General features: G+C 71.9%; 10 protein-coding genes. 9 read left to right on the top strand and 1 reads right to left on the bottom strand.

Going from position 1 to position 25,336, the window contains the following annotated elements; genetic code table 11:
• The first annotated feature begins 16 nt into the window (after positions 1–16).
• Positions 17–286, top strand: coding sequence for an acyl carrier protein (locus Pma05_RS01905; RefSeq protein ID WP_203855465.1), 270 nt, complete (start codon positions 17–19; stop codon positions 284–286).
• Here the strand turns inward: Pma05_RS01905 and Pma05_RS01900 are convergent.
• Complete coding sequence (locus tag Pma05_RS01900; RefSeq protein ID WP_203855464.1) at positions 283–1,476, bottom strand: RNA-guided endonuclease InsQ/TnpB family protein; 1,194 nt, start codon at positions 1,474–1,476, stop codon at positions 283–285. The genes Pma05_RS01905 and Pma05_RS01900 overlap by 4 nt on opposite strands.
• A 134-nt stretch (positions 1,477–1,610) precedes the next feature.
• Between Pma05_RS01900 and Pma05_RS01895 the strand changes: the two genes are divergently transcribed.
• From Pma05_RS01895 to Pma05_RS01860, 8 genes are all read left to right on the top strand, one after another.
• On the top strand, positions 1,611–3,107 hold the full coding sequence (locus Pma05_RS01895) for a condensation domain-containing protein (RefSeq protein ID WP_203855463.1): 1,497 nt from the start codon (positions 1,611–1,613) through the stop codon (positions 3,105–3,107).
• 183 nt (positions 3,108–3,290) lie between these two features.
• A complete protein-coding gene (locus Pma05_RS01890; protein ID WP_239311535.1) occupies positions 3,291–4,025 on the top strand; it encodes an ABC transporter ATP-binding protein in 735 nt (244 codons plus the stop codon).
• Positions 4,019–6,511: an FtsX-like permease family protein gene (locus Pma05_RS01885; RefSeq protein WP_203855461.1), complete on the top strand. Its 2,493-nt coding sequence runs from the start codon at positions 4,019–4,021 to the stop codon at positions 6,509–6,511. The genes Pma05_RS01890 and Pma05_RS01885 overlap by 7 nt, the downstream gene beginning before the upstream one ends.
• A gap of 330 nt (positions 6,512–6,841) precedes the next feature.
• On the top strand, positions 6,842–7,825 hold the full coding sequence (sbnA, locus tag Pma05_RS01880; protein ID WP_239311533.1) for a 2,3-diaminopropionate biosynthesis protein SbnA: 984 nt from the start codon (positions 6,842–6,844) through the stop codon (positions 7,823–7,825).
• A complete protein-coding gene (gene sbnB, locus Pma05_RS01875) occupies positions 7,825–8,838 on the top strand; it encodes a 2,3-diaminopropionate biosynthesis protein SbnB (protein WP_203855459.1) in 1,014 nt (337 codons plus the stop codon). The genes sbnA and sbnB overlap by 1 nt, the downstream gene beginning before the upstream one ends.
• A gap of 78 nt (positions 8,839–8,916) precedes the next feature.
• Entirely contained in the window at positions 8,917–9,132 is a 216-nt protein-coding gene (locus Pma05_RS01870) for an MbtH family protein (protein WP_203855458.1), read from the top strand.
• Positions 9,133–9,161: 29 nt separating this feature from the next.
• Positions 9,162–14,288 (top strand): non-ribosomal peptide synthetase, encoded by a 5,127-nt coding sequence (locus tag Pma05_RS01865; RefSeq protein WP_203855457.1) that lies wholly within the window; start codon positions 9,162–9,164, stop codon positions 14,286–14,288.
• Positions 14,285–25,333, top strand: coding sequence for a non-ribosomal peptide synthetase (locus Pma05_RS01860; protein WP_203855456.1), 11,049 nt, complete (start codon positions 14,285–14,287; stop codon positions 25,331–25,333). The genes Pma05_RS01865 and Pma05_RS01860 overlap by 4 nt, the downstream gene beginning before the upstream one ends.
• The last annotated feature ends 3 nt before the right edge of the window (positions 25,334–25,336 follow it).

Genomic DNA, 25,336 nt, shown 5'->3' with positions numbered 1-25,336 from the left:
GTCGAAGGAGTGCACCATGTCCGGAACCATCCAAGACACGTCCGTCGAGGCCATCCGTACCTGGCTGGTCGGCCGGATCGCCTTCTACCTGCAACGGTCGGCCGAGGAGATCGACGCCGACGCGCCGCTGGTCGAGATCGGCCTCGACTCGGTCTACGCGATGACCCTGAGCGGGGACGTGGAGGAGCGGTTCGACCTCGAGGTGGAGCCGACGATGGCCTGGGACCACCCGACCGTGAACGCCCTCGCCGGCTACCTGCACGGCCTCCTGGGGTCCCGGGGTTAACGCCTCCCCATGGCTGGAAGCCGGGGGATTTCTGGCTCGGACCGCACCCGACCACCATTCCGGAAGGAGGTGATCGCATGTCTCACGTCGTCGGCACCAGCACGGCCGCGTTCTGCCGTGGCGAGGATCGTCCTCGCGGCGTTCCGGTCCCGACCCGCGGTGTACCCGCAGGTGTCGCACCGGAAGACTCTGACACCCAGCCCGAGGCGGTGCTTGGCTCTCGTACCGCACTGCGAGCAGGTCATCGTGGTGTAGGCGGGCGGCACCAACACCACCTTCCGGCCCGCCCGCCGGCCACGGTCGACAAGTTCCCGCTTCGCCGCCCCAATCGCCGCATCAGCGGCCTTACGCGCCATCCGGGACTTGGCGAGGAACTTTGGCTTGAAGTCCTCGATCGCGATCGTCGCGTGGTTGTCGACGATCTTCTTCGCCCAGACGCGGGCGTCGTGGGTGTTCTGCCGGGCCGCCTTCTTCGCGACCTTCGCTGCCTGCCGTTTGGCCCGCAGGTAGCCCTTCGACGGTGTGACACCCCTCAGGCGCCGGCGGCGGGCCATCCGGCGCTGGAGTTTGGCGAGTTCGGCGGCGCACCGTTTTCGGTGGCCGAGGTACGGCAGGTCGTAGGTGGGGTCGGTGGTCGTCGCGGTCGTGGTGACGCCCCAGTCGATACCGATCGCCCCCGCGACATCGGGCGCGGGTGTGGCTTGGCGGCGGACGACGAAAGAGGCGTACCAGTGCCCGAGGCTGTCCTGGTAGACGCGGACGCTGGTCGGATCGGGCGGCAGCTCACGGGACCAGACGACCGGAATGGTGACGCCGCCGGGCAGTCGAAGCCGCTGGTCGCGGATCGAGAACCCACGCCTGGTGTATTCGAGGCTGGGCAGCGTGCCTTTCAGCCGCTTGACCCTCGGCCGGCCGCGTCCCTTCACCCTGAAGGAGTGCTGAAGGGCGAGAGCGTAGGTACGCAACGTCTGCTGCTGCGCGACCTGGGACCCGTCCCGCAGCCACGACGAGCGGGCTCGCGCCTCGGTCAGCAGCTTCGACAGCTTGCCGAGGGTTGGCCTACGCCCGGTCTTGTACTGGTGGACGGCCTCGTTCCACAGCCAGCGGCAGCGTCCCCATTCGGCCAACAGCGCGGCCCGCGCGGTCGCGCCGGGGCGCAACCGGTAGGTGTACCGCACCGTCTCGTCCACACCCGGAAGCATCCCAGCCGCATCCGACAGGTTTTGCCCCACAGAGGAGCCGCCGCCATGCCGAGAACTAACACCACGCCTGACCGCCCTGTCCTCCCCATGGCTCAAGCCAGCGGTTTCTTAGGCGGCTGCTGATGGCGGTTCAGTCGACCGGGTCGGGCCAGCCGTCGGCCGGGCCGGAGGAGTCGCGGCCCGGCCCCGGCCATCCGCTCTCGGTCGGGCAGGAGGCGCTCTGGTTCCTCCACCAGCTCGCGCCGGAGAGCCCGGCGTACAACATCGCGCTCGCGGTCCGGGTCCGGACCGCGCTGGACGGGGCGGCGCTGGCCCGGGCGGTCGACGCGCTGGTGGCCCGGCATCCGGTGCTCGGCGCGGCCTTCGCCGAGGTCGACGGGGTACCCCGGCAGTTCCTGCCGCCGGCCGCTCCGGTGGCCGGGGCCGGGACGACCGCCTCCCGGTGGCTGGAGATCCGGGACGTTCCCGGCCGTACCGACGAGGCGCTGCTCGGGCTGGCCCGGTCGGTCGGCGAGGTGCCGTTCCGGCTCGGTGCCGCAGACGTCTTCCGGGTGGTGCTGCTGCGCCGGTCCGCCGACGACGCCGCCCTGGTACTGGTCACCCACCACATCATCAGCGACGCCATGTCGCAGTGGCTGCTGCTGCGCGACCTGCTGGCCGGCTACCGGGGGATCGCGGCCGGTGCCGAGCCGGACTGGGCGCCGCTGACCGCGAGCTTCCTGGACCACGTCGAGGCGGAGCGGGTACTCCTCGACTCGCCCCGCCGCGACCGGCTGGAGCGGTACTGGCGGGACCGCTGCACCGGGGTGGCGGCCGGGGCGATCCCGGTCGACCGGCCCCGGCCGGAGCGGCAGACGTTCGACGGGGCGACCCAGCACTGGCGGCTGCCCGACGAGCTGGCGGCCCGGGTCCGGGCGGCGGCCACGGCGGCCCGGGTCACCCCGTTCGCCTTCATGCTCGGGGTCTTCCAGGCCACCCTGTTCCGGTACGGCGGCCAGGACGACTTCGCGGTCGGCTGCCCGGTGGCGACCCGGCACGGCCGGGGGCTGCGGGACGTGGTCGGCTACCTGGTCAACACGCTGGTGTTGCGTTCGTCCTTCGCCCCCGGGGCCACCTTCGCCGACGCGGTGGCGGCGGCACACCGGGAACTCCTCTCCGGACTGGCCCACGCCGGCTACCCGTTCCCGCTGCTGGACCGGATGCTCGGCGGAGCCCGGGGCACCAGCCGGTCACCGCTGTTCCGGATCGCCTTCACGATGGTGGCGGCGGACCGGCTCGACCCGCCGCTGCCGCTGCTGCCGGAGGGCGCCGTCGTCGGCCCGGAGATCTCCTACGCCGGGCTGCGGCTGGCCGCGTTCGACGTCCCGCAGATGGAGGGGCAGTTCGACCTCAACGTGGAGCTGCGGCAGGCGGAGGATTCACTCACCGGAGTCTTCCGGTACAACACGGATTTGTTCGACGGTGCGACCATAGAGCGGCTTACCGGGCACTACCGCCGGCTGCTGGAGGCGGCCACCGCCGACCCGACGCGCCGGATCGACCGGGTCTCCCTTGTCGACAGCGCACAACTGGAACAACTGCTCGCTTTGGGAACCGGCGGGGTCTCGCCCGGGCAGTGAACCTTTCTCAACCTGAACCGCGTGGCGCTCGCACACCGCGTCCGACCGCAAGGGAAGGTCGAGAAAGGTCGGTGACACGCAGGGAACCGTCCGAAACCCGGGATAGCTCAGGGTCGCCGGTCCGGGGGTTCTCAGGGTGGTATCTCATGTGTCGATCTAACGAACAGTGATTGGATGCTCGCTATGGAGCAGGCTGTGCGGCTGGAGTCGCTGAGCAAGACGTACGGTTCGGGTCAGAACGCGGTGACCGCCCTGAGAGACGTGTCGCTCGATCTCCGGGCCGGAAGCTTCACCGCGATCATGGGGCCGTCCGGCTCGGGCAAGTCGACCCTGTTGCAGTGCGCGGCAGGGCTGGACCGGCCGACCGGTGGCCGGGTGGTGATCGGCGGCACCGACCTGACCGGGTTGAGCGAGACCGCGCTGACCCTGCTCCGGCGAGACAAGATCGGCTTCGTCTTCCAGGCGTTCAACCTGCTGCCGTCGCTGACCGCCGAGCAGAACGTGGCGCTGCCGCTGCGGCTGGCCGGCCGCAAGCCGAGCCGGTCCCAGGTGGCGGAGGTACTCGCCGAGGTGGGCCTCGGCAACCGGGGCGGGCATCGCCCGGCGCAGCTCTCCGGCGGCCAGCAGCAGCGGGTCGCGATCGCCCGCGCCCTGGTGACGAAGCCGGCGGTGCTCTTCGCGGACGAGCCGACCGGCGCGCTGGACACCAGCACCAGCCGGGAGGTGCTGGCGCTGCTGCGCGGCCTGGTCGACCGGCACGGGCAGACCATCGTGATGGTCACGCACGACCCGGTGACCGCCGCCAACGCGGACCGGGTGGTCTTCCTCGCCGACGGGGTGCTCGCCGGTGAACTGGTCAACCCGACGGCGGAGGCGATCGCCGCCCGGATGACGCGCATGGAGGTCGGCGCGTGCTGAGTATCGCCTTGCAGACGCTGCGGGTGCGCTGGGCCGCCTTCGTCGGTACGTTCGTCGCGCTGACCCTGGGCGCCGCGATGATCGCCGCCATGGGGCTGGAGATCGGCGCCACCCTGGGGCTGCCGGAACGGGCGCCGCAGCGGTTCGCCGCCGCCCCGGTGGTGGTCGCCGCGCTCGACCCGGAGTGGGATCCGGCCCGGCACGACCCGGGCAGCCGCTCGCTGATCCAGGCCCGGGGCATCTCGGAGACGCTGGCCGCCGAGGTGGGCGCGTTGGGCCGCACCGTACCGGTCCGCTCCTTCTACGCCCAGCTCTCCGGCGGCCCCGACGACCAGGTCGGACACGGCTGGTCCAGCGCCGAGTTCGCGCCGTACGCGCTGGCCGCCGGCCGGGCACCGCAGGCCGACTCCGAGGTCGTGGTGCCGAGCGGCGGTGCCGGACCGGGCGAGCGGGTCACCGTCTTCACCACCGGCGGGCCACAGGACTACACCGTCGCCGGGGTGACCGCGCCGGCCGACTTCGAGTCCGCGGTCTTCTTCACCGAGGCCGAGGCGGCCCGGCTCTCGCCCCGGGTCGAGGCGCTGGTCGCCTACGGGGCGCCGGAGGCGGTACGGCAGGCCGTCGGCGGCGACGCCGAGGTGCTCACCGGAGACCGGCGCAACGTGCTGGACCCGAGCTACAACGCCGACCGGGAGGCGATCGACAACACCCAGACGCTGCTGCCGATCACCGCCGTGGTCGCCGGCTTCGTCTCGATCTTCCTGGTCGCCTCGACGTTCGCCTTCGCGGTCGCCCAGCGGCGCCGGGAGATCGCGCTGCTTCGCACGGTCGGCGCGACACCCCGGCAGGTACGCCGGATGGTGCTGACCGAGGCGTTCGTGGTCGGGCTCGGCTCCGCGGTCGCCGGCTGCGCCCTCGGACTGGGTACCGCGCCGCTGCTGGCCGGCTGGATGGTCGACCTGGGGCTCGCACCGCCGTGGTTCACCGTCGAGTTCTCCACCGGTCCGGCGGTCTGGGTGCCGCTGCTGATCGCGTTCTGCATGGGAATGGGCGTGGCGCTGGCCGGGGTCTGGGCGGCGTCCCGCCGGGCCGGCGACGTACGCCCGATCGAGGCGCTCCGGGACGCCGCCGTGGACACCCGCACCATGACCTCCGGCCGGTGGCTCTACGGGCTGATGGCGTTGGCCTTCGGCCTGGTCACCATCGGCTGGGTGGCGCTGGTGAACCCGGGCATGGTGATGGTGCCGACCCGGTACATCGGGGTGCTGATGTTCCCGATCCTCGCCTTCGCGCTGCTCGCCCCGGTGGTGGTCAAGCCGATCGCCCGGCTGATCACCTGGCCGCTCGGCCGGCTCGGCGGTGCCGCCGGGATGCTGGTCCGGGAGAGCGCGCTGACCGCGGTGCGGCGTACCGCGGCCACCGCCGCGCCGGTGCTGCTCACCGTCGGGCTCTCCATCTCGCTGCTCGGTGCCGCCGCGACCATCGACCGGGCCAAGGACAGCGGCCGGCGCAACCAGGTCACCGCCGACTTCGTGGTCACCCCGGACGGTACGCCCGGAGTCAACGAGGCGGTCACCGAACGGGTCCGGGCGATCCCCGGCGTCGACGTGGTCGCCGCGCTGCCGACCATGGTGTACGCCCGGGACGACGCCCGACTCGCCGACTACGAGGCGCTGGCCGTCGACCCGGCGGCCCTGTCCAGCACCCTGACCCTGCCGGTCGACGAGGGCAACCCGGCCGACCTGCGCGACGACAGCATCGTCGTCAACGACGACTGGGGGGTCGGGGTCGGCGAGACCGTCGAGGTCTTCATGGCCGACGGCAGTACCGTGCCGCTGCGAGTGGTGGCGGTGCTGAACACCACCTCCGGCAGCAACGACGTCGCCTACCTGAGCACCAAGTACGCCGGCACCGCCAAGTACGCCTTCACCGGGCTGGCCCGCCGGGTCTACGTCTCGCTGCGCGACGGCACCGACCCGGCGACCGTCCGGGCCGCCCTGGAGTCCGCCACCGCCGGGCAGGGTGCCCGGGCGATCGCGGCCGAGGACTGGCTCGGCGAGGAGAGCAGCGAGAACAGCGAGACGACCTCGCTGGGCATGCTGCTGGTGCTCGGCATCGCGATCGTCTTCTGTTTCATCGCCATCGTCAACACGCTGGTGATGGCGACCTCGGACCGGCTCCGGGACCTGGCGATCCTGCGGCTGGCCGGGGCCACCCCGCCACAGGTGCTGCGGGTCTTCGCCGCCGAGTCGCTGCTGGTGGCCGGCGTCGGCGTACTGCTCGCGGTGGGGGCGTCGGCGGTGAACCTGGCCGGGGTACGGCTCGCCCTGGGGCAGCTCGTCGGGGCCACCCCGGTCAGCGTGCCGTGGGGCACCGTCGCGGTGATCACGGTGATCAGCGCCGGACTGGCCGTACTCGGTGCCGTGGTGCCGGTCCGGCTGGCGTTCCGGTCCCGCGCGGTCGAGCTGGCCGGCGTACGCGAGTAACCGCCCACATCGGACCTGTCCGGGCTCCGCCATCCCGACATTTCGTCGGTGGCGGAGCCCGGTTCGTTTTGGAAGATAGTTTCGATATGGGGCTGGTATAGCCGCGGGTCGCAGGATGACAAGGAGCCGAGAAAGCAGGCCGGCACCAACCGTGGGAACGCCACCTGACGGTGACGTTTTCCGGGACAGTAACTGACCCGCGAAGGGAAAGCCGTGCCAATGGACCTCTTACAACCTGGAGAGCGCGGCGCCTGCACGCCGTCCTCCACCGGCGGCCACGACCAACCGCAAGGGGAGGTTGAAAAAGGTTCACCGCACGCGCTGAAGGGCATCCTCTCGGCCGTCGGGAACACGCCTCTGGTGGAACTCGAACGTCTGATACCGGATTCACGAATTAAGGTGTTCGCGAAACTGGAGCGGTTCAATCCCGGCGGCAGCGTCAAGGATCGGACCGCACTGAGCATGCTGCTGGACAAAATCCGCAGCGGCGAGCTACAGCCGGGCCGATCGGTGGTGGTCGAGTCCAGCTCGGGAAACCTGGCGGTCGGGCTCGCCCAGATCTGCCGGTATTTCGGGCTCCGGTTCGTCTGTGTCGTGGACGCCAAGACGACCGAACAGAACATCGCGATACTGCGGGCGTACCAGGCGTCGGTCGAGGTGGTGAACCGGCCCGACCCGGACAGCGGCGAGTACCTGCCGGTGCGGGTACGCCGGGTCCGCGAACTGGTGGCGAACACCCCGCACGCGTTCTGGCCCAACCAGTACGCGAACCCGCTCAACCCGATCGCGCACCGGCAGACCATGGGCGAGATCGTCGAGGCGCTCGACGGTTCCGTCGACTACCTGTTCTGTGCGGTCAGTTCCTGCGGCACCCTGCGCGGCTGCGCGGACTACGTCCGCGAGCACGGGCTGAAGACGAAGATCGTCGCGGTCGACGCCGTCGGCAGCATGATCTTCGACGGGCAGCAGCCGATCGAGCGGCTACTGCCCGGACACGGTGCGTCGCTGCGGCCGGGACTCTTCGACCCGGACGCCGCCGACGAGGTCATCCACGTGACCGACCTCGAGTGCGTCGCCGCCTGCCGCCGGCTCACCGCCCGGGAGGCGATCCTGGCCGGCGGTTCCTCCGGGGCCACCGTCGCCGCCCTGGAACGGCGCAGCCCGACCATTCCCGAGGGCGCGAAATGCGTGCTCATCTTCCCCGACGGTGGCGACCGCTACCTCGGCACGATCTATTCCGACGACTGGGTACGGAGCCGCTTCGGTGAAGTTTCGCACCTCTGGAAGGAAGCTGCCGGTGGTGATCAGGCCTGATGCTGATCCTTCGACATGACGACGTGCAACAGATCCTCGCCGAGCGCGAACTCGCGCTGATCGAGCTGGTCGGCGAGGCGTACAAGTTGCACGACGAGGGCGCCACCGCGGTGCCGCACTCGACGTTCCTCCGTTTTCCCGACCAGCCCCGCAACCGGATCATCGGGCTGCCCGCGTACGTCGGCGGGAAGTCGCCGGCCGCCGGGATGAAGTGGATCGCCTCCTGGCCGGGGAACATCACCGCCGGGCTGGCCCGGGCCAGCGCCTCGATCGTGATCAACGATCTGGAGACCGGGCAGCCGACGGCACTGCTCGAAGGCTCGGTGATCTCGGCCAAGCGGACCGCGGCCAGTGCCGCGCTCGCGGCCCGGCTGCTGGTCCGCGAGCCGGGCCCGAGCGGGGTGACGCTGATCGGCTGCGGCGTGATCAACCTGGAGGTACTGCGCTTCCTGCTCGCCGCGCTGCCCACGCTGACCGAGGTGACCCTCTTCGACAGCGACTGCACCCGGGCGGCGGCGTTCGCCCGGGACTGCGCCGACCTCTCGCCGACCCTGCACGTGACGCTGGCCGCCGACGTCGGCCGGGCCGTCGCGGCGCATGACCTGGTCTCGATCGCCACCACGGCGGCCGAGCCGCACCTCGACCTCGGCCCGGCCCGGCCCGGCACGGTGCTGCACGTCTCGCTGCGCGACCTGGCCCCGGCGACGATCCTGGCCAGCCAGAACGTGGTCGACGACGCCGACCACGTGTGCCGGGAGCGGACCTCGCTGCACCTCACCGAGTTGCAGGTGGGGCACCGGGACTTCATCGACGCGCCGATCGGCCAGATCCTGCGCGGCACCGGCGGCTTCCGCCGCGATCCCGACCGGACGGTGGTCTACTCGCCGTTCGGCCTCGGCGCCCTGGACATCGCCCTCGCGGAGTTCGTCCGGGCCGCCGCCGTCGAGCGTGGCCTCGGCATCCGCGTCGACGAGTTCCTGCCCGTTTCGGGCGGCACCGCGAATCCCAGGTGATCCGGCCCGCTCCGGGCGGCACTGCGTCCCAGGTGATCCGGCCCCGGCCGGAGCCCAGACCAATCATGAGGAGTTCCGATGGCTGACGAGCAGAACGACGACCGGGTGTACCGGGTGGTCCGCAACGACGAGGAGCAGTACTCCATCTGGCCCGCCGACCGGGATCTGCCGGCGGGCTGGCACGCCGAGGGCACCGAGGGCCCGCGTGCCGACTGCCTCGCCCGGATCGGCGAGGTCTGGACCGACATGCGCCCGCTGAGCCTGCGCCAGCGGATGGCGGCGGCGCAGAGCTGACCGCCCCCGCGACGAGGTGAGGAGCACCCATGAACCCCGATCGAAGCCGGACTGACCTGGTCGACGACTCCAGCGGGCCGGCCGGCGTCGCCGGGTCCGCCAACACCCTGCCGGCGCTGGTCGCCCGCCAGGTGGCGGCCACGCCCGACGCGGTCGCCGTGCTGGCCGGCGACGTCGAGGTGACGTACGCCGAACTGGACCGCCGGGCCAACCGGCTGGCCCGGTACCTGCGCGGCCTCGGTGCCGGGCCCGACGCGCTGGTCGGGGTCTGCCTGCCGCGCGGCGTGGACCTGGTCGTCGCGCTGCTCGGCGTCTGGAAGGTGGGTGCCGGCTACGTTCCGCTCAGCCCGGACCACCCGCGGGACTGGGCGACCTGGGTACTCACCGACACCGGCGCCGGGATCGTGCTCACCGGATCGGCCCACGCCGAGCTGGTGGCCGGTACCGGCGCCCGGATGGTCTGCCTCGACGACGTCTCGGCCGAACTCGCCGGGCTGTCCGACGAGGCGCCGGTCAACCCGGCGACCGGGGACGACCTCGCCTACGCGATCTACACCTCCGGTTCCACCGGCCGGCCCAAGGGCGTCATGATCAGCCACGCGGCGATCGCCAACCGGGTCGACTGGGCGGTCCGGCAGCACGGCCTCGGCCCGGCCGACCGGGTGTTGCAGAAGACCGCGCTCACCTTCGACGCGGCCTGCTGGGAGTTCTTCGCCCCGCTGGTCAGCGGCGGTGCGGTGGTACTCGCCCCGGTCGGCGCCGAGCACGACCCGGCGGCGCTGGTCCGGGCGATCAGCCGGTACGGCGTCACCGTCTTCCAGGGCGTACCGTCGGTGCTCCGGCTGGTCGCCGACGATCCGGGCTGGCGGGACTGCACCTCGCTGCGACTGCTCTTCTCGGCCGGCGAGCCGCTGCACGCCGAGCTGTGCCGGCGGCTCACCGACGGGCTCAAGGTCAGCCTCTGGAACACGTACGGGCCGACCGAGTGCGCCATCGACGTGACCGCGCACCCGTACGACCCGGCGCTGCCGACCGGCCCGGTGCCGATCGGCCGGCCGCTGGCCAACCTGCGGGTGCTGGTACTCGACCCGAACGGTGACCCGGTGCCGGTCGGGGTCGCCGGTGAACTGCACGCCGGCGGGGTCGGAGTGGCCCGGGGCTACCTCGGCCGGCCGGACCTGACCGCCGAGAAGTTCGTCCCGGACCCGTACGGGCCGCCGGGGTCCCGGCTCTACCGCACCGGTGACCTGGTGCGGTGGCGGGCCGACGCGACCCTGGAGTACATCGGGCGGCTCGACCACCAGGTGAAGGTGAACGGCGTCCGGATCGAGCCCGGCGAGGTGGAGTCCGCGCTGGTCGCCCACCCGGACGTCAGCGCCGCGGTGGTACTCGCGGTGGAGACCGCCGAGGGCGGCAAGCGGCTCGTCGGGTACGTCACCGGCGAGCGGGTGCCGAGCGCCGACCGGCTGCGTACCTTCCTCCGGGACCGGCTGCCCGACCCGATGATCCCGGCCGCCTTCGTGGCGATGCCGGAGTTCCCGCTGAACAGCAGCGGCAAGGTGGACCGGGCCGCGCTGCCGGCGCCGGAGTCCGCAGCCGAGGACGGCCGCCCGCCGTACGTGGCGCCGCGTACCGCCGCCGAGCGGATGGTCGCCCGTTCCTGGGCGGAACTGCTCAAGGCGGACCGGGTCGGCGCGCACGATGACTTCTTCTCGCTCGGCGGCTCCTCGTTGCTGCTCACCCGGCTCGCCAACCAGCTCCGGGCGGCCTCCGGCAGCAAGGTCGCGCTGCGCGGCCTCTTCGCCGCGCCCACCGTGGAGCAGCAGGCGAAGCTGATCGCGGTACCGGAGGACGACGGCCCGCCGTTGGTCCCGGTGTCCCGGACCGGGCCGCTGCCGCTCTCCTTCGGGCAGCGCCGGCTCTGGTTCCTGGACCGGCTGGAGCCGGGCAACACCGAGTGGGTCGCCCCGCTCTTCGTCCGGCTCGGACCGGAGGTCGACCAGCGCACGGTCCGGCAGGCGTTGGACGCGCTGGCCGAGCGGCACGAGATCCTCCGCACCCGCTACGTCGAGGAGGCCGGCGAGCCCCGCCAGGTGATCGACGCGCCGGGCCCGGTCGAGCTGCGGGTGGTCGAGGCCGACTCCGCCGACCTGGAGACGGTGTTCCGGGGCGAGTTCGAGCGCGGCTTCAACCTGGCCACCGGCCCGGTCTGGCGGGCGCTGCTGGTCCGCTTCCCGGGCGTGCCGACGCCCACCCCGCCGACCTCGGTGCGGATTCCGGCCACCGCCGGCCGGGCCCCGGCGGGCGAGTCGGTACTGCTGCTCACCCTGCACCACATCGCCTGCGACGGCTGGTCGTCGGTGGTGCTGGAGCGGGAGCTGCGGGAACTCTGCGCGGCGGTGGCGGCCGGACGTACCCCGGAACTGCCGGCGCAGCCGGTCCAGTACCCGGACTTCGCGAGTTGGCAGCAGGGCTGGCTGACCCAGGAGGTGCTGGCGGCCGAGCTGGCGTACTGGCGGAAGACCCTCGACGGGCTCGGGCCGCTGGACCTGCCGACCGACCGGCCCCGACCGGCCCGCCGCGACCCCAAGGGTGCGCTCGCCCCGTTCACCATCCCGACCGCGCTGGCCGGCGCGATCCGCGACCTGGGCCGGCGGTACGGCGCCTCGCCGTACATGACGATGCTGACCGCGTTCAGCACCCTGCTCGCCCGGTACGCCGGCCGCTGGGACGTCGCCGTCGGCACTCCGGTGGCCGGCCGTAACCGGCCCGAGCTGGAGGACATGGTCGGGTTCTTCCTCAACTCCCTGGTGCTGCGGCCGAACCTGAGCGCCGGAATGCGCTTCGGCGAGGCGCTGGAGGCGACCCGGGAGGTCTGCCGGGGCGCGTTCGCCCACCAGACGCTGCCGTTCGAGCAGCTCGTCGACGACCTCCAGCCGGACCGGGACCTGTCCCGGACCCCGCTGTTCCAGGTCGCCTTCGACCTGCACGACGAGGGACTGACCGGCGGTGCGGTACAGGCGGACGACCTGGCCGCGTTCACCGAGGCGTGGCAGATCGCCAAGACCGACCTGACGCTCTTCGTCCGGGTCCAGGAAGACGGCACGATGCTCGGCGCCCTGGAGTACGCGACCGCGCTCTTCGACCGCTCCACCGTGGACCGGATGGGCGGGCATCTGGTCCGGCTGCTCCAGGCGGTCACCGCCGATCCGGAGCTGCGGCTCGGCACGGTCGACTTCCTCGACCCGGTCGACGAGCTGATCGGCACCGGCCGGGCCGATCCGTTCCGCACCGGTACCCCGGACCGCTGCCTGCACCAGGTCTTCGAGGAGCGGGTACTGCTCGCCCCGGACGCGGTGGCGGTGACCTTCGAGGGCGTCTCGCTGACGTATGCCGAGGTGAACGTCCGGGCGAACCGGCTGGCGCACCGGCTGCGCGCCTCCGGGATCGGCTCCGGCTCGCTGGTCGGGGTCTGCCTGGAGCGGGGCATCGACCTCGTCCCGGCCCTGGTGGGCGTGCTGAAGTCCGGGGCGGCGTACCTGCCGCTGGATCCGGCGCAGCCGGTGGACCGGCTGGGCTTCATGGTCGGCGACGCGGGTACGCCGGTGATCGTCACGCAGGCGTCGCTGGTCGGGACGGTCTCCGGGTTCTTCGACGGTGAGCTGCTGGTGCTGGACCAGGAGGACCTGTCGGGGCAGTCGGCGGAGAACCCGGCGTCGGTGTCGCACCCCGAGGACCTGATCTACGTGATCTACACGTCGGGGTCGACGGGCCGGCCGAAGGGGGTCTGCCTGACCCACGCCAACGTGCTGCGGCTGTTCGGCACCACCCATCCGCGGTTCGGCTTCACCACCGACGACGTGTGGACGCTGTTCCACTCGTACGCCTTCGACTTCTCGGTCTGGGAGTTCTGGGGCGCGCTGGTCTACGGCGGTCGGCTGGTGGTGGTGCCGCGCGAGGTGACCCGGCTGCCGGACGAGTTCCTGGAACTGCTGGTCCGGGAGCGGGTGACGGTGCTCAACCAGACCCCGTCGGCGTTCCGCGCCCTGGTCGGGTTCGCCCGGGACGGCGACTCCCGGCTGGACCGGTTGGCGCTGCGTACGGTGGTCTTCGGCGGCGAGAAACTGGAGATGGCCGAGCTGGCGCCCTGGGTGGCCCGGTTCGGTGACCGCCCCGCCCTGGTGAACATGTACGGCATCACCGAGACGACGGTGCACTCCAGCTATCACCTGGTGCGGTCGCAGGACATCACCGCACCCGGCAACCCGGTCGGCTATCCGCTCAGCGATCTGCGGATCTACCTCCTGGACGGCTACGGCAACCTGGCGCCGATCGGGGTACCCGGCGAGATCCACGTCGGCGGTCCCGGCGTGGCCCGGGGCTACCTGAACCGGCCGGAGCTGACCGCGCAGCGGTTCGTGCCGGACCCGTTCGCGGTCGAGCCGGGTGCTCGGATGTACCGCAGTGGTGACCTGGCGAGGCGTCGGCCCGACGGTGGGTTGGACTTCCTGGGCCGGATCGACGACCAGGTGCAGATCCGGGGCTACCGGGTCGAGCTGGGCGAGATCGAGTCGGTGCTGGCCGAGTACCCGGGAATCCGGGACGCGGTGGTGCTGACCGACGAGCCGGAGCCGGGCCAGCCGCGGATCGTCGCCTACTACGTGTCCGACGCCGACAACCCGCCGAGCGTCGCCGAGCTGGTCGGGCACTGCGGCGGCCGGTTGCCCGACTACATGGTGCCGGGCGTCTTCGTGCCGCTGGAGAAGATCCCGCTGACCGCCAACGGCAAGCTCGACCGTCGCGCCCTGCCCGCACCGGGCCGGACGGTCGCCGAGGTGGACGCCGCGGAGTACGTCGCGCCGCAGGGCCCGGTCGAGGAGCGGATCGCCGAGATCTGGGCCGAGCTGCTCGACGTCGACGCCGGTACCCGGACGAACTTCTTCACCGTCGGCGGCCATTCGATCCTCGCGGTCCGGCTGGCCTCCCGGATCCAGGAGGAGTTCGAGATCGACCTTCCGGTCCGGACCGTCTTCGAGCGGCCCACGATCGCGCGGATCGCCGAGGCGGTCGAGGAGCGGATCCGCGCGGAGATCGACGAGCTTTCCGATTCCGACCTGCTGGCCGGCCTGGCGTTGCTGAAGGAGCAAAAGGGATGAGCACGGGCGAGGGCACGATCGAGCGCAGCGTCGAGGCGGCCCGGGAGGAACTGCTGCGGGCCCGGCTCGCCGGGCGGGTGCGCGGCGCTCGCCGCGCGGCGCTGACCCGGGTGGACCGGAACGGCCCGCTGCCGCTCTCCTTCGGGCAGCAGCAGATGTGGTTCCTGAGCCGGCTGGACCCGGGTAGCTGGGAATACCTGGTGCCGCTCGCGCTGCGGCTGCGCGGCACGCTGGACTCCGTCGCGCTGCGCCGGGCGCTGACCGAGCTGGTCGGCCGGCACGAGATCCTGCGTACCCGGTACGCGCTGGTCGGCGGCGAGCCGATCCAGGTGATCGACCCGGCCGGTCCGGTACGGCTGGCGGTGTCGGACCTGACCGACCTGCCCGAGTCGGAGCGGGAGCGGCGGGGCTTCGAGCGGGCCGCCGAGGAGCCCGCGATCCCGTTCGACCTGGCCACCCAGTGGCCGGTCCGGGCCCGGCTGATCCGGCTGGCCGACGACGACCACCTGCTGGTCGTGGTCTTCCACCACGTCGCCTGCGACGCCTGGTCGGTCGGGGTCTTCGCCGAGGAACTCAGCGAGCTGTACGCCGCCGCGCTCACCGGCCGCACCAGCACCCTCGCCCCGCTGCCGGTGCAGTACGCCGACTACGCCTCCTGGGAGCGGAACCGCTCGCAGGCGGAGCACCAGCGGCACCTGGACTACTGGCGCCGGCAGCTCGCCGGGGTGCCACCGCTGGACCTGCCGGCGGACCGGCCGCGCCCGGCGACCCGGGACTGGGCCGGTGCGGTGGTCGAGCTGGAGCTGCCGGCCGGGCTCGGCGGGCAGCTCCGCGACCTCGCCCAGCGGCACGACGCGACCCTGTTCATGGTGCTGCTCACCGGCTACCAGGCGCTGCTGTCCCGGTACACCGGCGGCACCGACATCCCGGTCGGCACGGTGGTCTCCGGGCGCAACCGGCCCGAGCTGTCCCGGCTGATCGGCTACGGCATCAACAGCCTGGTGATGCGGGCCCGCTGGGATTCCGACATCACCTTCGACGAGCTGCTGGCCGCCAACCGGCAGACCGTACTGGCCGCCTTCGACCACCAGGAGGTGCCGTTCGGGCAGCTCGTCGACGAGCTACAGCCGGAGCGGGACATGTCCCGTACCCCGCTGTTCCAGGTCGCCTTCACCATGCACGAGGCGGGCGGTGCCGGGTACGCGATGCCGGGGCTGGCGGTCTCGGCGCTGGACGCGCTCTCCCAGGTCTCCCGCTTCGACCTGACGCTCCAGATCCAGGAGGCCGCCGACGGCGGGCTGCGGGCCCACCTGGAGTACGCGACCGCGCTCTTCGACGAGTCCACGATGCGGCGGATGGGCGGGCACCTGGTGCGGCTGCTCCAGGCCGTCGTCGCGGACCCGGGCCGGGCGCTCTCCGCGGTCGACCTGCTCGACGACGCTGAGCGGGCCGAGGTTACCGGGGTCGCCGACCCGTTCCGGGTCGACGCGGTGCCGCCGGCCCGGACCGTGCACCAGGTCTTCGAGGAGCGGGTGGCGACCGCGCCGGACGCCGTCGCGGTGGTCTTCGAGGGCACCGAGCTGACGTACGCCGAGGTGAACGCCCGGGCGAACCGGCTGGCGCACCGGCTCCGGGCGCTCGGTGCCGGGCCGGAGTCCCTGGTCGGGGTCTGCCTGGAGCGGGGCATCGACCTGGTGCCGACCCTGCTCGGCGTACTGAAGTCCGGGGCGGCGTACCTGCCGCTGGATCCCGCCCAGCCGGTGGACCGGCTGGGCTTCATGGTCGGTGACGCGGGCGCGGCGGTGATCGTGACGCAGTCGTCGCTGGCCGGGATGGTCGCCGGCTTCTCCGACGGCGCCGTGGTCAACCTGGACGAGGAGGACCTGTCGGGGCAGCCGGTCGAGGATCCGGCCCCGCTCTCCGGCCCGGAGAACCTGATCTACGTCATCTACACGTCGGGGTCGACGGGGCGGCCGAAGGGCGTCTGCCTGACCCACGCCAACGTGCTCCGGCTGCTGACCGTCGGCGAGACCCACTACCGGTTCTCCGCCGACGACGTGTGGCCGCTGTTCCACTCGTACGCCTTCGACGTCTCCGTCTGGGAACTCTGGGGCGCGCTGCTCTACGGCGGCCGGCTGGTGGTGGTGCCGCGCGAGGTGACCCGGGTACCGGACGAGTTCCTGGAGCTGCTGGTCCGGGAGCGGGTCACCGTGCTCAACCAGACTCCGACGGCGTTCCGCAGCCTGGTCGGGTTCGCCCGGGACGAGGACCCCCGGCTCGCCGCCCTGGAGTTGCGGGCGGTGGTCTTCGCCGGCGAGAAGCTGGAGATGGCCGAGCTGGCCCCCTGGACCGACCGGTTCGGCCTGGACCGCCCGGCCCTGCTCAACATGTACGGCATCACCGAGACGACGGTGCACTCCAGCTTCCACCAGGTACGCCCGGAGGACATCACCGACCCCGGCAACCCGGTCGGCTACCCCCTCGGCGACCTGCGGATCTACCTCCTCGACCAGTACGGCAACCTGGTCCCGGTCGGGGTGCCGGGGGAGATCCACGTGGGTGGTCCCGGCGTGGCCCGGGGCTATCTCAAGCGGCCGGAGCTGACCGCGCAGCGGTTCGTGCCGGACCCGTTCGCGGTCGAGCCGGGTGCTCGGATGTACCGCAGTGGTGACCTGGCGAGGCGTCGGCCCGACGGTGGGTTGGACTTCCTGGGTCGGATCGACGACCAGGTGCAGATCCGGGGCTACCGGGTCGAGCTGGGCGAGATCGAGTCGGTGCTCGCCGCGTACCCAGGTGTCCGGGACGCCGTGGTGGTGGTCCGGGAGGACATCCCCGGCGACAAGCGGCTGGCCGGCTACCTGGTGGCCGAGGGCGACCAGGTGCCGAGCCCGGCCGAGCTGCGCGAGTTCCTCGGCCGCAGCCTGCCGGAATACATGGTGCCGGCCGCGTTCGTGCCGCTGGAGAAGATCCCGCTGACCGCCAACGGCAAGCTCGACCGTCGCGCGCTGCCCGCACCGGACCGCGCCGCGCTCTCCGGGGAGCAGGTCTACGTGGCCCCGCGTACCCCGGACGAGGAGCGGGTCGCGGCGATCTGGCGGGACGTGCTCGGGGTGGAGCGGGTCGGCGTGCACGACAGCTTCTTCGACCTCGGTGGACACTCGATCCGGGCGGTGGCCCTGGTCGGCGAGCTGCGGGCGATCGGGCTGGACGTGTCGGTCCGGGACGTCTTCGCGCACCGTACCGTCGCCGAGCTGTGCGGCATCCTCGACGGCCGGTCGGCACCGGCTGAGCAGGAGCGCCCGGTGGCGCCGTTCGAGCTGATCTCCGCCGAGGACCGGGCGAAGGTGCCGGCCGGGGCGAGCGACGCGTACCCGCTGTCCCGGGTCCAGGCCGGCATGGTCGTGGAGATGCTCTCCGACGGGGAGCTGCACGCGTACCACAACGTGACGTCGTTCCGGATCCGGGACGAGCGGCCGTTCGCGCTGGACGCGCTCCGCGAGGCGGCCCGGATCGTGGTGGCCCGGCACGAGGTGCTGCGTACCGCGATCGACCTGACCACGTACTCGGTGCCGATGCAGGTGGTGTACCCGACCGCCGAGATGCCGGTCGGGGAGCGGGACCTGCGGCACCTGGACGCCGCCGAGCTGGACCGGTCGCTGCGGGAGTTCACCGCGGTGGAGCGGGCCGACGTCTTCGACCTGGCCCAGCCGGCCCTGATGCGGCTCTACGCGCACGTCTGCGACGACAAGACCTGGTGGCTGTCGGTCACCGAGTGCCACGCGATCATCGAGGGCTGGAGCCACCACTCGCTGCTGATGGAGGTGCTCGACCTCTACCGGGAGATCCGGGACGGCGGCACCCCGGCCACGGTCGAGGCACCGCCGCTGCGGTTCGCCGACTTCATCGGCGCCGAGCTGCGCTCGCTGGACTCGGCGGAGGACCGGGACTACTGGCGGGACATCGTCGGCCGGTACGCCCGGTTCTCCCTGCCGACCGGCTGGGGTGACGAGGACGCGCCGCGCGAGTCGCTGATGCTCGGGGTGCCGTTCCACGACCTGGAGTCCGACCTGCGGAAGCTGGCCAGCCGGGCGAAGGCGTCGCTGAAGACGGTGCTGCTCGCCGCGCACCTGAAGGTGATGAGCCAGCTCACCGCCGAGGAGTCGTTCCTGACCGGCCTGGTGCTGCACGGCCGCCCCGAGGTGGTCGGCGCCGACCAGGTCTACGGGATGTACCTGAACAGCCTGCCGTTCGGCTACGACCGGGGCGCCCGGACCTGGCTGGAACTGGTCCAGCGGACGTACGCCCGGGAGATGGAGATCTGGCCGCGCCGCCGGTTCCCGATGCCGGAGATCCAGCGCGAGTTCGGCGACGGCCAGCGGCTGATGGACGTCCGGTTCAGCTACCACGACTTCGACCAGGTCGACAAGGAACTGGTCGACTACATGGCCAGCATCGACGACAGCCCGACCGAGTTCCCGCTCGCCGTGGCGGTCCGGCTCGGCTACGTGACCATGGCGGTCAACCCCCGGGTGCTGAGCCGGGCCAACGGTGACCGGATGGGCGCGATGTACCGGGCCGTGCTGGAGGCGATGGCGGCGGACCCGCACGGCGACGCCCGGGGCACCTTCCTCGCCGACGAGGAGCGGCAGCGGCTGGTGGTCGAGTGGAACCGCACCACCGCCGAGCCGACCGGCCCGGCCGTGCTGGAGCGGTTCGTCGCGCAGATGATGGCCAACCCGCACGCGGCGGCGGTCGAGTCCACCGGCCAGCATCTCACGTACGCCGAGCTGGACGCCCGGGCGAACCGGCTCTCCCGGCACCTGCGCGCCTGCGGGGTGGTGCCGGAGTCGGTCGTCGGGGTGTTGCTGGACCGGGGTCCGGATCTGATCGCCACCTTCCTGGCGGTCTGGAAGGCCGGTGGCGCGTACGTGCCGCTGGACCCGGCCCACCCGGCCGACCGGATCGCCGACATGCTGGCCGACGCCGGTGCCCGGGTGGTGGTGACCGGCTCCGGCTACGCCGACCGGTTCCCGGACGTCCCGGTCCGGGTCCTGGTCGACCGGGACGCGGCGACCATCGCGGAACAGCCCGCGACGCCGCTCACCGTCCCGGTCGAGTTGGACCGGTTGGCGTACGTGATCTTCACGTCGGGGTCGACGGGTCGGCCCAAGGGTGTGGCGGTGTCGCATCGTGGGTTGGTCAACCATGTGTCGTGGGCGGCGCGGGAGTTGGCTGGTCGTGGTGTGGGTGGTTCGGCGTTGTTCTCGTCGGTGGCGTTCGATCTGGTGGTGCCGAATGTGTGGGCGCCGTTGGTGTCGGGTCAGCGGGTGTGGTTGGCGGGTCCGGATCTGGACATGGCGGACCTCGGTCCTGAGCTGCTGGCCGCCGGTCCGTTCAGCTTCCTGAAGCTGACCCCCGGCCACCTGGAGGTGCTCGCCCACCAGCTCGCGCCGGGCGAGGCGAGCGGGCTCGCCGAGATCACGGTGGTGGCCGGCGAGGCGTTTACCCGGCACACCCTGGAGCGCTGGCGGGAGTGCGCCCCCGACGCGGAACTGGTCAACGAGTACGGCCCGACCGAGGCGTCCGTCGGCACCTGCATCTACCCGGTGCAGGGCGCGCAGACCGCCGACGTGCTGCCGATCGGCCGCCCGCTGCCCGGGATGTCGATGTACGTCCTGGACGCCGACCTGTCGCCGGTCCCGGTGGGTGTGTTGGGTGAGTTGTACGTCGGTGGGGTCGGGGTTGCTCGGGGGTATGTGAACCGGCCGGAGTTGACGGCGGAGCGGTTCGTGCCGGACCCGTTCGGCTCGGTTCCGGGTGCTCGGCTCTACCGCAGCGGCGACCAGGTGCGGGTGCTGCCCGGTGGCGATGTGGAGTTCGTCGGTCGGGTGGATGACCAGGTGAAGGTGCACGGGTATCGGATCGAGTTGGGTGAGATCCGGTCGGTGTTGCTGGAGCACGATGCGGTTCGCGATGTGGTGGTGGTCGCGGTGGGTGCGGCGTCGGACAAGCGCCTGGTCGCCTACTGTGTGCCGGCTGACGGTGAGCTTCCGGTCGGTGTGTTGGTTGAGCACTGTGGTGTCCGGTTGCCGGAGTACATGGTGCCGGCGGCGTTCGTGTCGCTGGATGCGCTGCCGTTGAACGCGAACGGGAAGGTGGATCGTCGGGCGCTGCCGGATCCGGATACCGCCGCCGTGGACGCCGGGCCTGTTTTTGTGGGGCCGCGTACCGAGGTGGAGGAGCGGATTGCGGCGGTGTGGCGGGAGGTGCTCGGGCTTGACCGGGTTGGGGTGACGGAGAGTTTCTTCGATCTGGGTGGGCATTCGATCCGGGCGGTGGCGTTGGTCGGGAAGTTGCGGGCGGCCGGGTTCGAGGTGGCGGTTCGGGACGTGTTCCAGTACCGCACCGTCGCCGAACTCGCCGAGCGGCTGGCCGGCCCGGAGCCGGAGGCGACCGTCGGGGCAACCACCGTCGACGGGCCGACCGTCGCGCCGTTCGCGCTGGTCTCCGACGAGGACCGGGCCAAGGTGCCGGCCGGGGTGGTCGACGCGTACCCGCTGTCGCAGGTCCAGCTCGGCATGGTCGTCGAGATGCTGGCCGACACCGACCTGCACGCCTACCACAACGTCACCTCGTTCCGGCTGCGTACCGAGCAGCCGTTCGGGCTGGACGCGCTGCGCGAGGCGGCCCGGATCGTGGTCGAGCGGCACGAACTGCTGCGTACCTCGTTCGACCTGACCACGTACGCGGTGCCGATGCAGCTCGTGCACGGCACCGCCGAGATCCCGATCGGCGTACGCGACATCCGGCAGCTCGACGAGGCCGGGCGGAAGCAGGCGATCCGGGAGTTCACCGGTGCGGAACGGGCCGAGCTGTTCGACCTCGGGGTGGCCCCGCTGCTGCGGTTCACCGTGCACGAGGAGAGCGACGAGGCGTGGTGGATGTCCGTCACGGTCTCCCACCCGATCACCGAGGGCTGGAGCCACCGCGCGATGCTGACCGAGCTGCTGGAGCTGTACCAGCAGCTCCGGGCCGGCGGCACCCCGACTCCGGCGACCCGCCCGGCGGTCCGGTACGCGGACTTCATCGCCGCCGAACTCGACTCGCTGGAGTCGACGGAGGACCGCGACTACTGGCGCGGGATCGTCGACGGCTACACCAAGCTGTCGCTGCCGACCGGCTGGGCCGCCGACCCGTCGACGCCCCGGGAGCCGTACTCGGTCACCGTGCCGGTCCGCGACCTGGAGCCCGAGCTGCGGGCGCTGGCGACGTCGACCCGTACCTCCCTGAAGGCGGTGCTGCACGCGGCGCACCTGAAGGTGATGAGCCAGCTCACCGACGAGTCGGACTTCTTCACCGGCCTGGTGTGCAGCGCCCGGCCCGAGGTCGACGGCGCAGACCGGGTCTACGGGATGTACCTCAACACCCTGCCCTTCGCCCACCGGCGGGGCGCGGCGACCTGGGGTGAGCTGGTCCGGCAGGTCTTCGACCGCGAGGTCGAACTCTGGCCGCACCGGCGCTACCCGATGCCGGCGATCCAGCGGGACCTGGCCGACGGCCAGCGCCTGCTCGACGTGCGGTTCAGCTACCAGGACTTCGACGCGGTCGACACCGAACTGGTCGACGTGGAGTCCGGCCTCGGCGAGGGAGCCACCGAGTTCGGCCTGGCCGTCGCCGCGATGACCGGCAGCCTGGTGCTGACCGCCGACACGCACATGCTGAGCCGGCCGGACGCGACCCGACTGGGCGCGATGTACCGGGCGGTGCTGGCGGCGATGGCGGCGACCGGAGCCGACGGCGACGCCCGGGACAACCACCTGCCGGCGGACGAGCGGGAGCGGCTGCTCGGCGAGTACGCCGTCAACCCCACCGCGGCGCCGACGCGTACCGTGCCGGAGCTGGTCGCCGACGTGGCCGCCGCGCACCCGGACCGGACCGCGGTGGCGCTCGGCGAGCTGGAACTCGACTACGCGGAGCTGGACGCCCGGGCGAACCGGCTGGCCCGGCACCTGCGGTCCCGGGGAGTGGGCCCGGAGTCCCTCGTCGGGGTGCTGCTGGACCGGAGCCCGGACCTGATCGCCACCTTCCTGGCGGTCTGGAAGACCGGTGGCGCGTACGTGCCGCTGGACCCCTCGTTCCCGGCCGACCGGGTGAACACGATGCTCGCCGACGCCGGTGCCCGGGTGGTGGTCACCCGGTCCCGGCACGCGGACCGGTTCGACCCGGCGCTGGACTGCGTCCTGGTCGACACCGAGCGCCTGGAGATCGGCAACCGTCCGTCGACCCCGATCGCCGAACCCGCCGACCTCGACCGGTTGGCGTACGTGATCTTCACGTCGGGGTCGACGGGTCGGCCCAAGGGTGTGGCGGTGTCGCATCGTGGGTTGGTCAACCATGTGTCGTGGGCGGCGCGGGAGTTGGCTGGTCGTGGTGTGGGTGGTTCGGCGTTGTTCTCGTCGGTGGCGTTCGATCTGGTGGTGCCGAATGTGTGGGCGCCGTTGGTGTCGGGTCAGCGGGTGTGGTTGGCGGGTCCGGATCTGGACATGGCGGATCTGGGTCGGGAGTTGGTGGCGGCCGGTCCGTTCAGCTTCCTGAAGCTGACCCCGGGGCACCTGGAGATCATCGGCCAGCAGGCCGAGGACGCCCAGCTCGCCGCGCTGGCCGAGGTCGTGGTGGTGGCCGGCGAGGCCCTGCCCGGCCCGGTCGCCGAGAACTGGCGCCGGATCCTCGGCGACGGCCGCCTGGTCAACGAGTACGGCCCCACCGAGGCGTCCGTCGGCACCTGCATCTACCCGGTGCAGGGCGCGCAGACCGCCGACGTGCTGCCGATCGGCCGCCCGCTGCCGGGCATGTCGATGTACGTCCTGGACGCCGACCTGTCGCCGGTCCCGGTGGGTGTGTTGGGTGAGTTGTATGTCGGTGGGGTCGGGGTGGCTCGGGGTTATGTGAACCGGCCGGAGTTGACGGCGGAGCGGTTCGTGCCGGACCCGTTCGGTTCGGCGGGTGCTCGGCTCTACCGGACCGGTGACCAGGTGCGGATGCTGCCCAGCGGTGACGTCGAGTTCGTCGGTCGGGTCGATGACCAGGTGAAGGTGCACGGGTATCGGATCGAGTTGGGTGAGATCCGGTCGGTGTTGCTGGAGCATGATGCGGTTCGCGATGTGGTGGTGGTCGCGGTGGGTGCGGCGTCGGACAAGCGCCTGGTCGCCTACTGCGTGCCGGTCGACGGTGTGCTGGACGTGGCGGGGTTGACCGCGCATGTCTCGACCCGGTTGCCGGAGTACATGGTGCCGGCGGCGTTCGTGTCGCTGGATGCGCTGCCGTTGAACGCGAACGGGAAGGTGGATCGTCGGGCGCTGCCGGATCCGGATACCGCTGCGGTGGATGCGGGGCCTGTTTTTGTGGGTCCGCGTACGCCGGTGGAGGAGCGGATTGCGGCGGTGTGGCGGGAGGTGCTTGGGCTTGACCGGGTTGGGGTGACGGAGAGTTTCTTCGATCTGGGTGGGCATTCGATCCGGGCGGTGGCGTTGGTCGGGAAGTTGCGGGCGGCCGGGTTCGAGGTGGCGGTCCGGGACGTGTTCCAGTACCGCACCGTCGGCGAACTCGCCGAGACGCTCTCCGGCCAGACGGTCGCCGACCAGCCGGCCGAGGCCGGTACGGTGACGCCGTTCGCCCTGCTCTCCGACGAGGACCGGGCCGCGCTGCCGGCCGGGGTGGTCGACGCGTACCCGCTGTCGCAGGTCCAGCTCGGCATGGTGGTGGAGATGCTCGGCGGGGTGGGTGGCAACCGCTACCACAACACCAGCTTCTACCGGATCCGCGACGAGCAGCCCTTCCAACCGGCGGCGCTGCGCGAGGCGGCCCGGATCGTGGTCGAGCGGCACGAACTGCTGCGGACCTCGTTCGACCTGACCACGTACTCGGTGCCGATGCAGATCGTGCACGGCACGGCCGAGATGCCGGTCGAGGTGTCCGACGTACGGCACCTGGACGAGACGGCCAAGGAGGGGGCCCTGCGCGACCTGATCGCCAGGGAGCGGGCGAGCCTGTTCGACCTGGCCAGCCCGCCGCTGCTCCGGATGGCCGGCTTCGTGGAGGGCGACGACGCCTGGCGGCTCGGCTTCACCCAGTGCCACGCGATCACCGAGGGCTGGAGCCAGCAGTCGCTGCTGATGGAGGTGCTCGACCTCTACCGGCAGCTCGCCGCCGGCAACACCCCCGAGCCGGTCACCGCACCCAAGGTCCGGTACGCGGACTTCATCGCCGCCGAACTCGACTCGCTGGGATCGGCGGCGGACCGCGACTACTGGCAGGGGACCGTCACCCGGCACACCCGGTTCACCCTGCCGGCCGGCTGGGGAGGCGCCGCCGACGAGGCCGGCAGCTTCCGGATCCCGGTCGGGTTCCCGGACCTGGAGCCGGGGCTGCGGGCGCTGGCGACGTCGACCCGTACCTCGTTGAAGGCGGTGCTGCACGCGGCGCACCTGAAGGTGATGAGCCAGCTCACCGACGAGCCGGCGTTCTTCACCGGCCTGGTGTGCAGCGCCCGGCCCGAGGTCGACGGCGCCGACAAGGTGTACGGGATGTACCTCAACACCCTGCCGTTCGCGCACGACCGGACGGCCGGCACCTGGGGCGAACTGGTCCGGCAGGTCTTCGACCGCGAGGTCGAACTCTGGCCGCACCGGCGCTATCCGATGCCGGCGATCCAGCGTCAGGTCGGTGGGCGGCAGCTCATCGAGGTGATGTTCAGCTACCAGGACTTCCACCAGGTCGACACGGATCTCGTCGACGTGCGGGCCGGTGCGGGTGACGCCGCCAACGAGTTCGCGCTCGCGGTCTCGACCGGCCCCGGGCACCTGATGCTGCGGGTCCGGCGCTCCGCGCTGACCTCGGAGAACGCCGAGCGGGTGGTGGCGATGTACCGGGCGGTGCTGGAGTCGATGGCTTCCGGTGCCGACGGTGACGCCCGGGGGACGTACATGCCGGCGGGGGAACGGGACGCGGTTCTGACCGACTGGAACGACACAGCCGTGGATTGGTGAGCA

The organism is Plantactinospora mayteni, assembly GCF_016862935.1.
GTDB classification, from domain to species: Bacteria; Actinomycetota; Actinomycetes; order Mycobacteriales; family Micromonosporaceae; genus Plantactinospora; species Plantactinospora mayteni.
The sequence above is the reverse complement of the archived record's forward strand: the minus strand, read 5'-3'. Positions and strand labels throughout refer to the sequence as shown.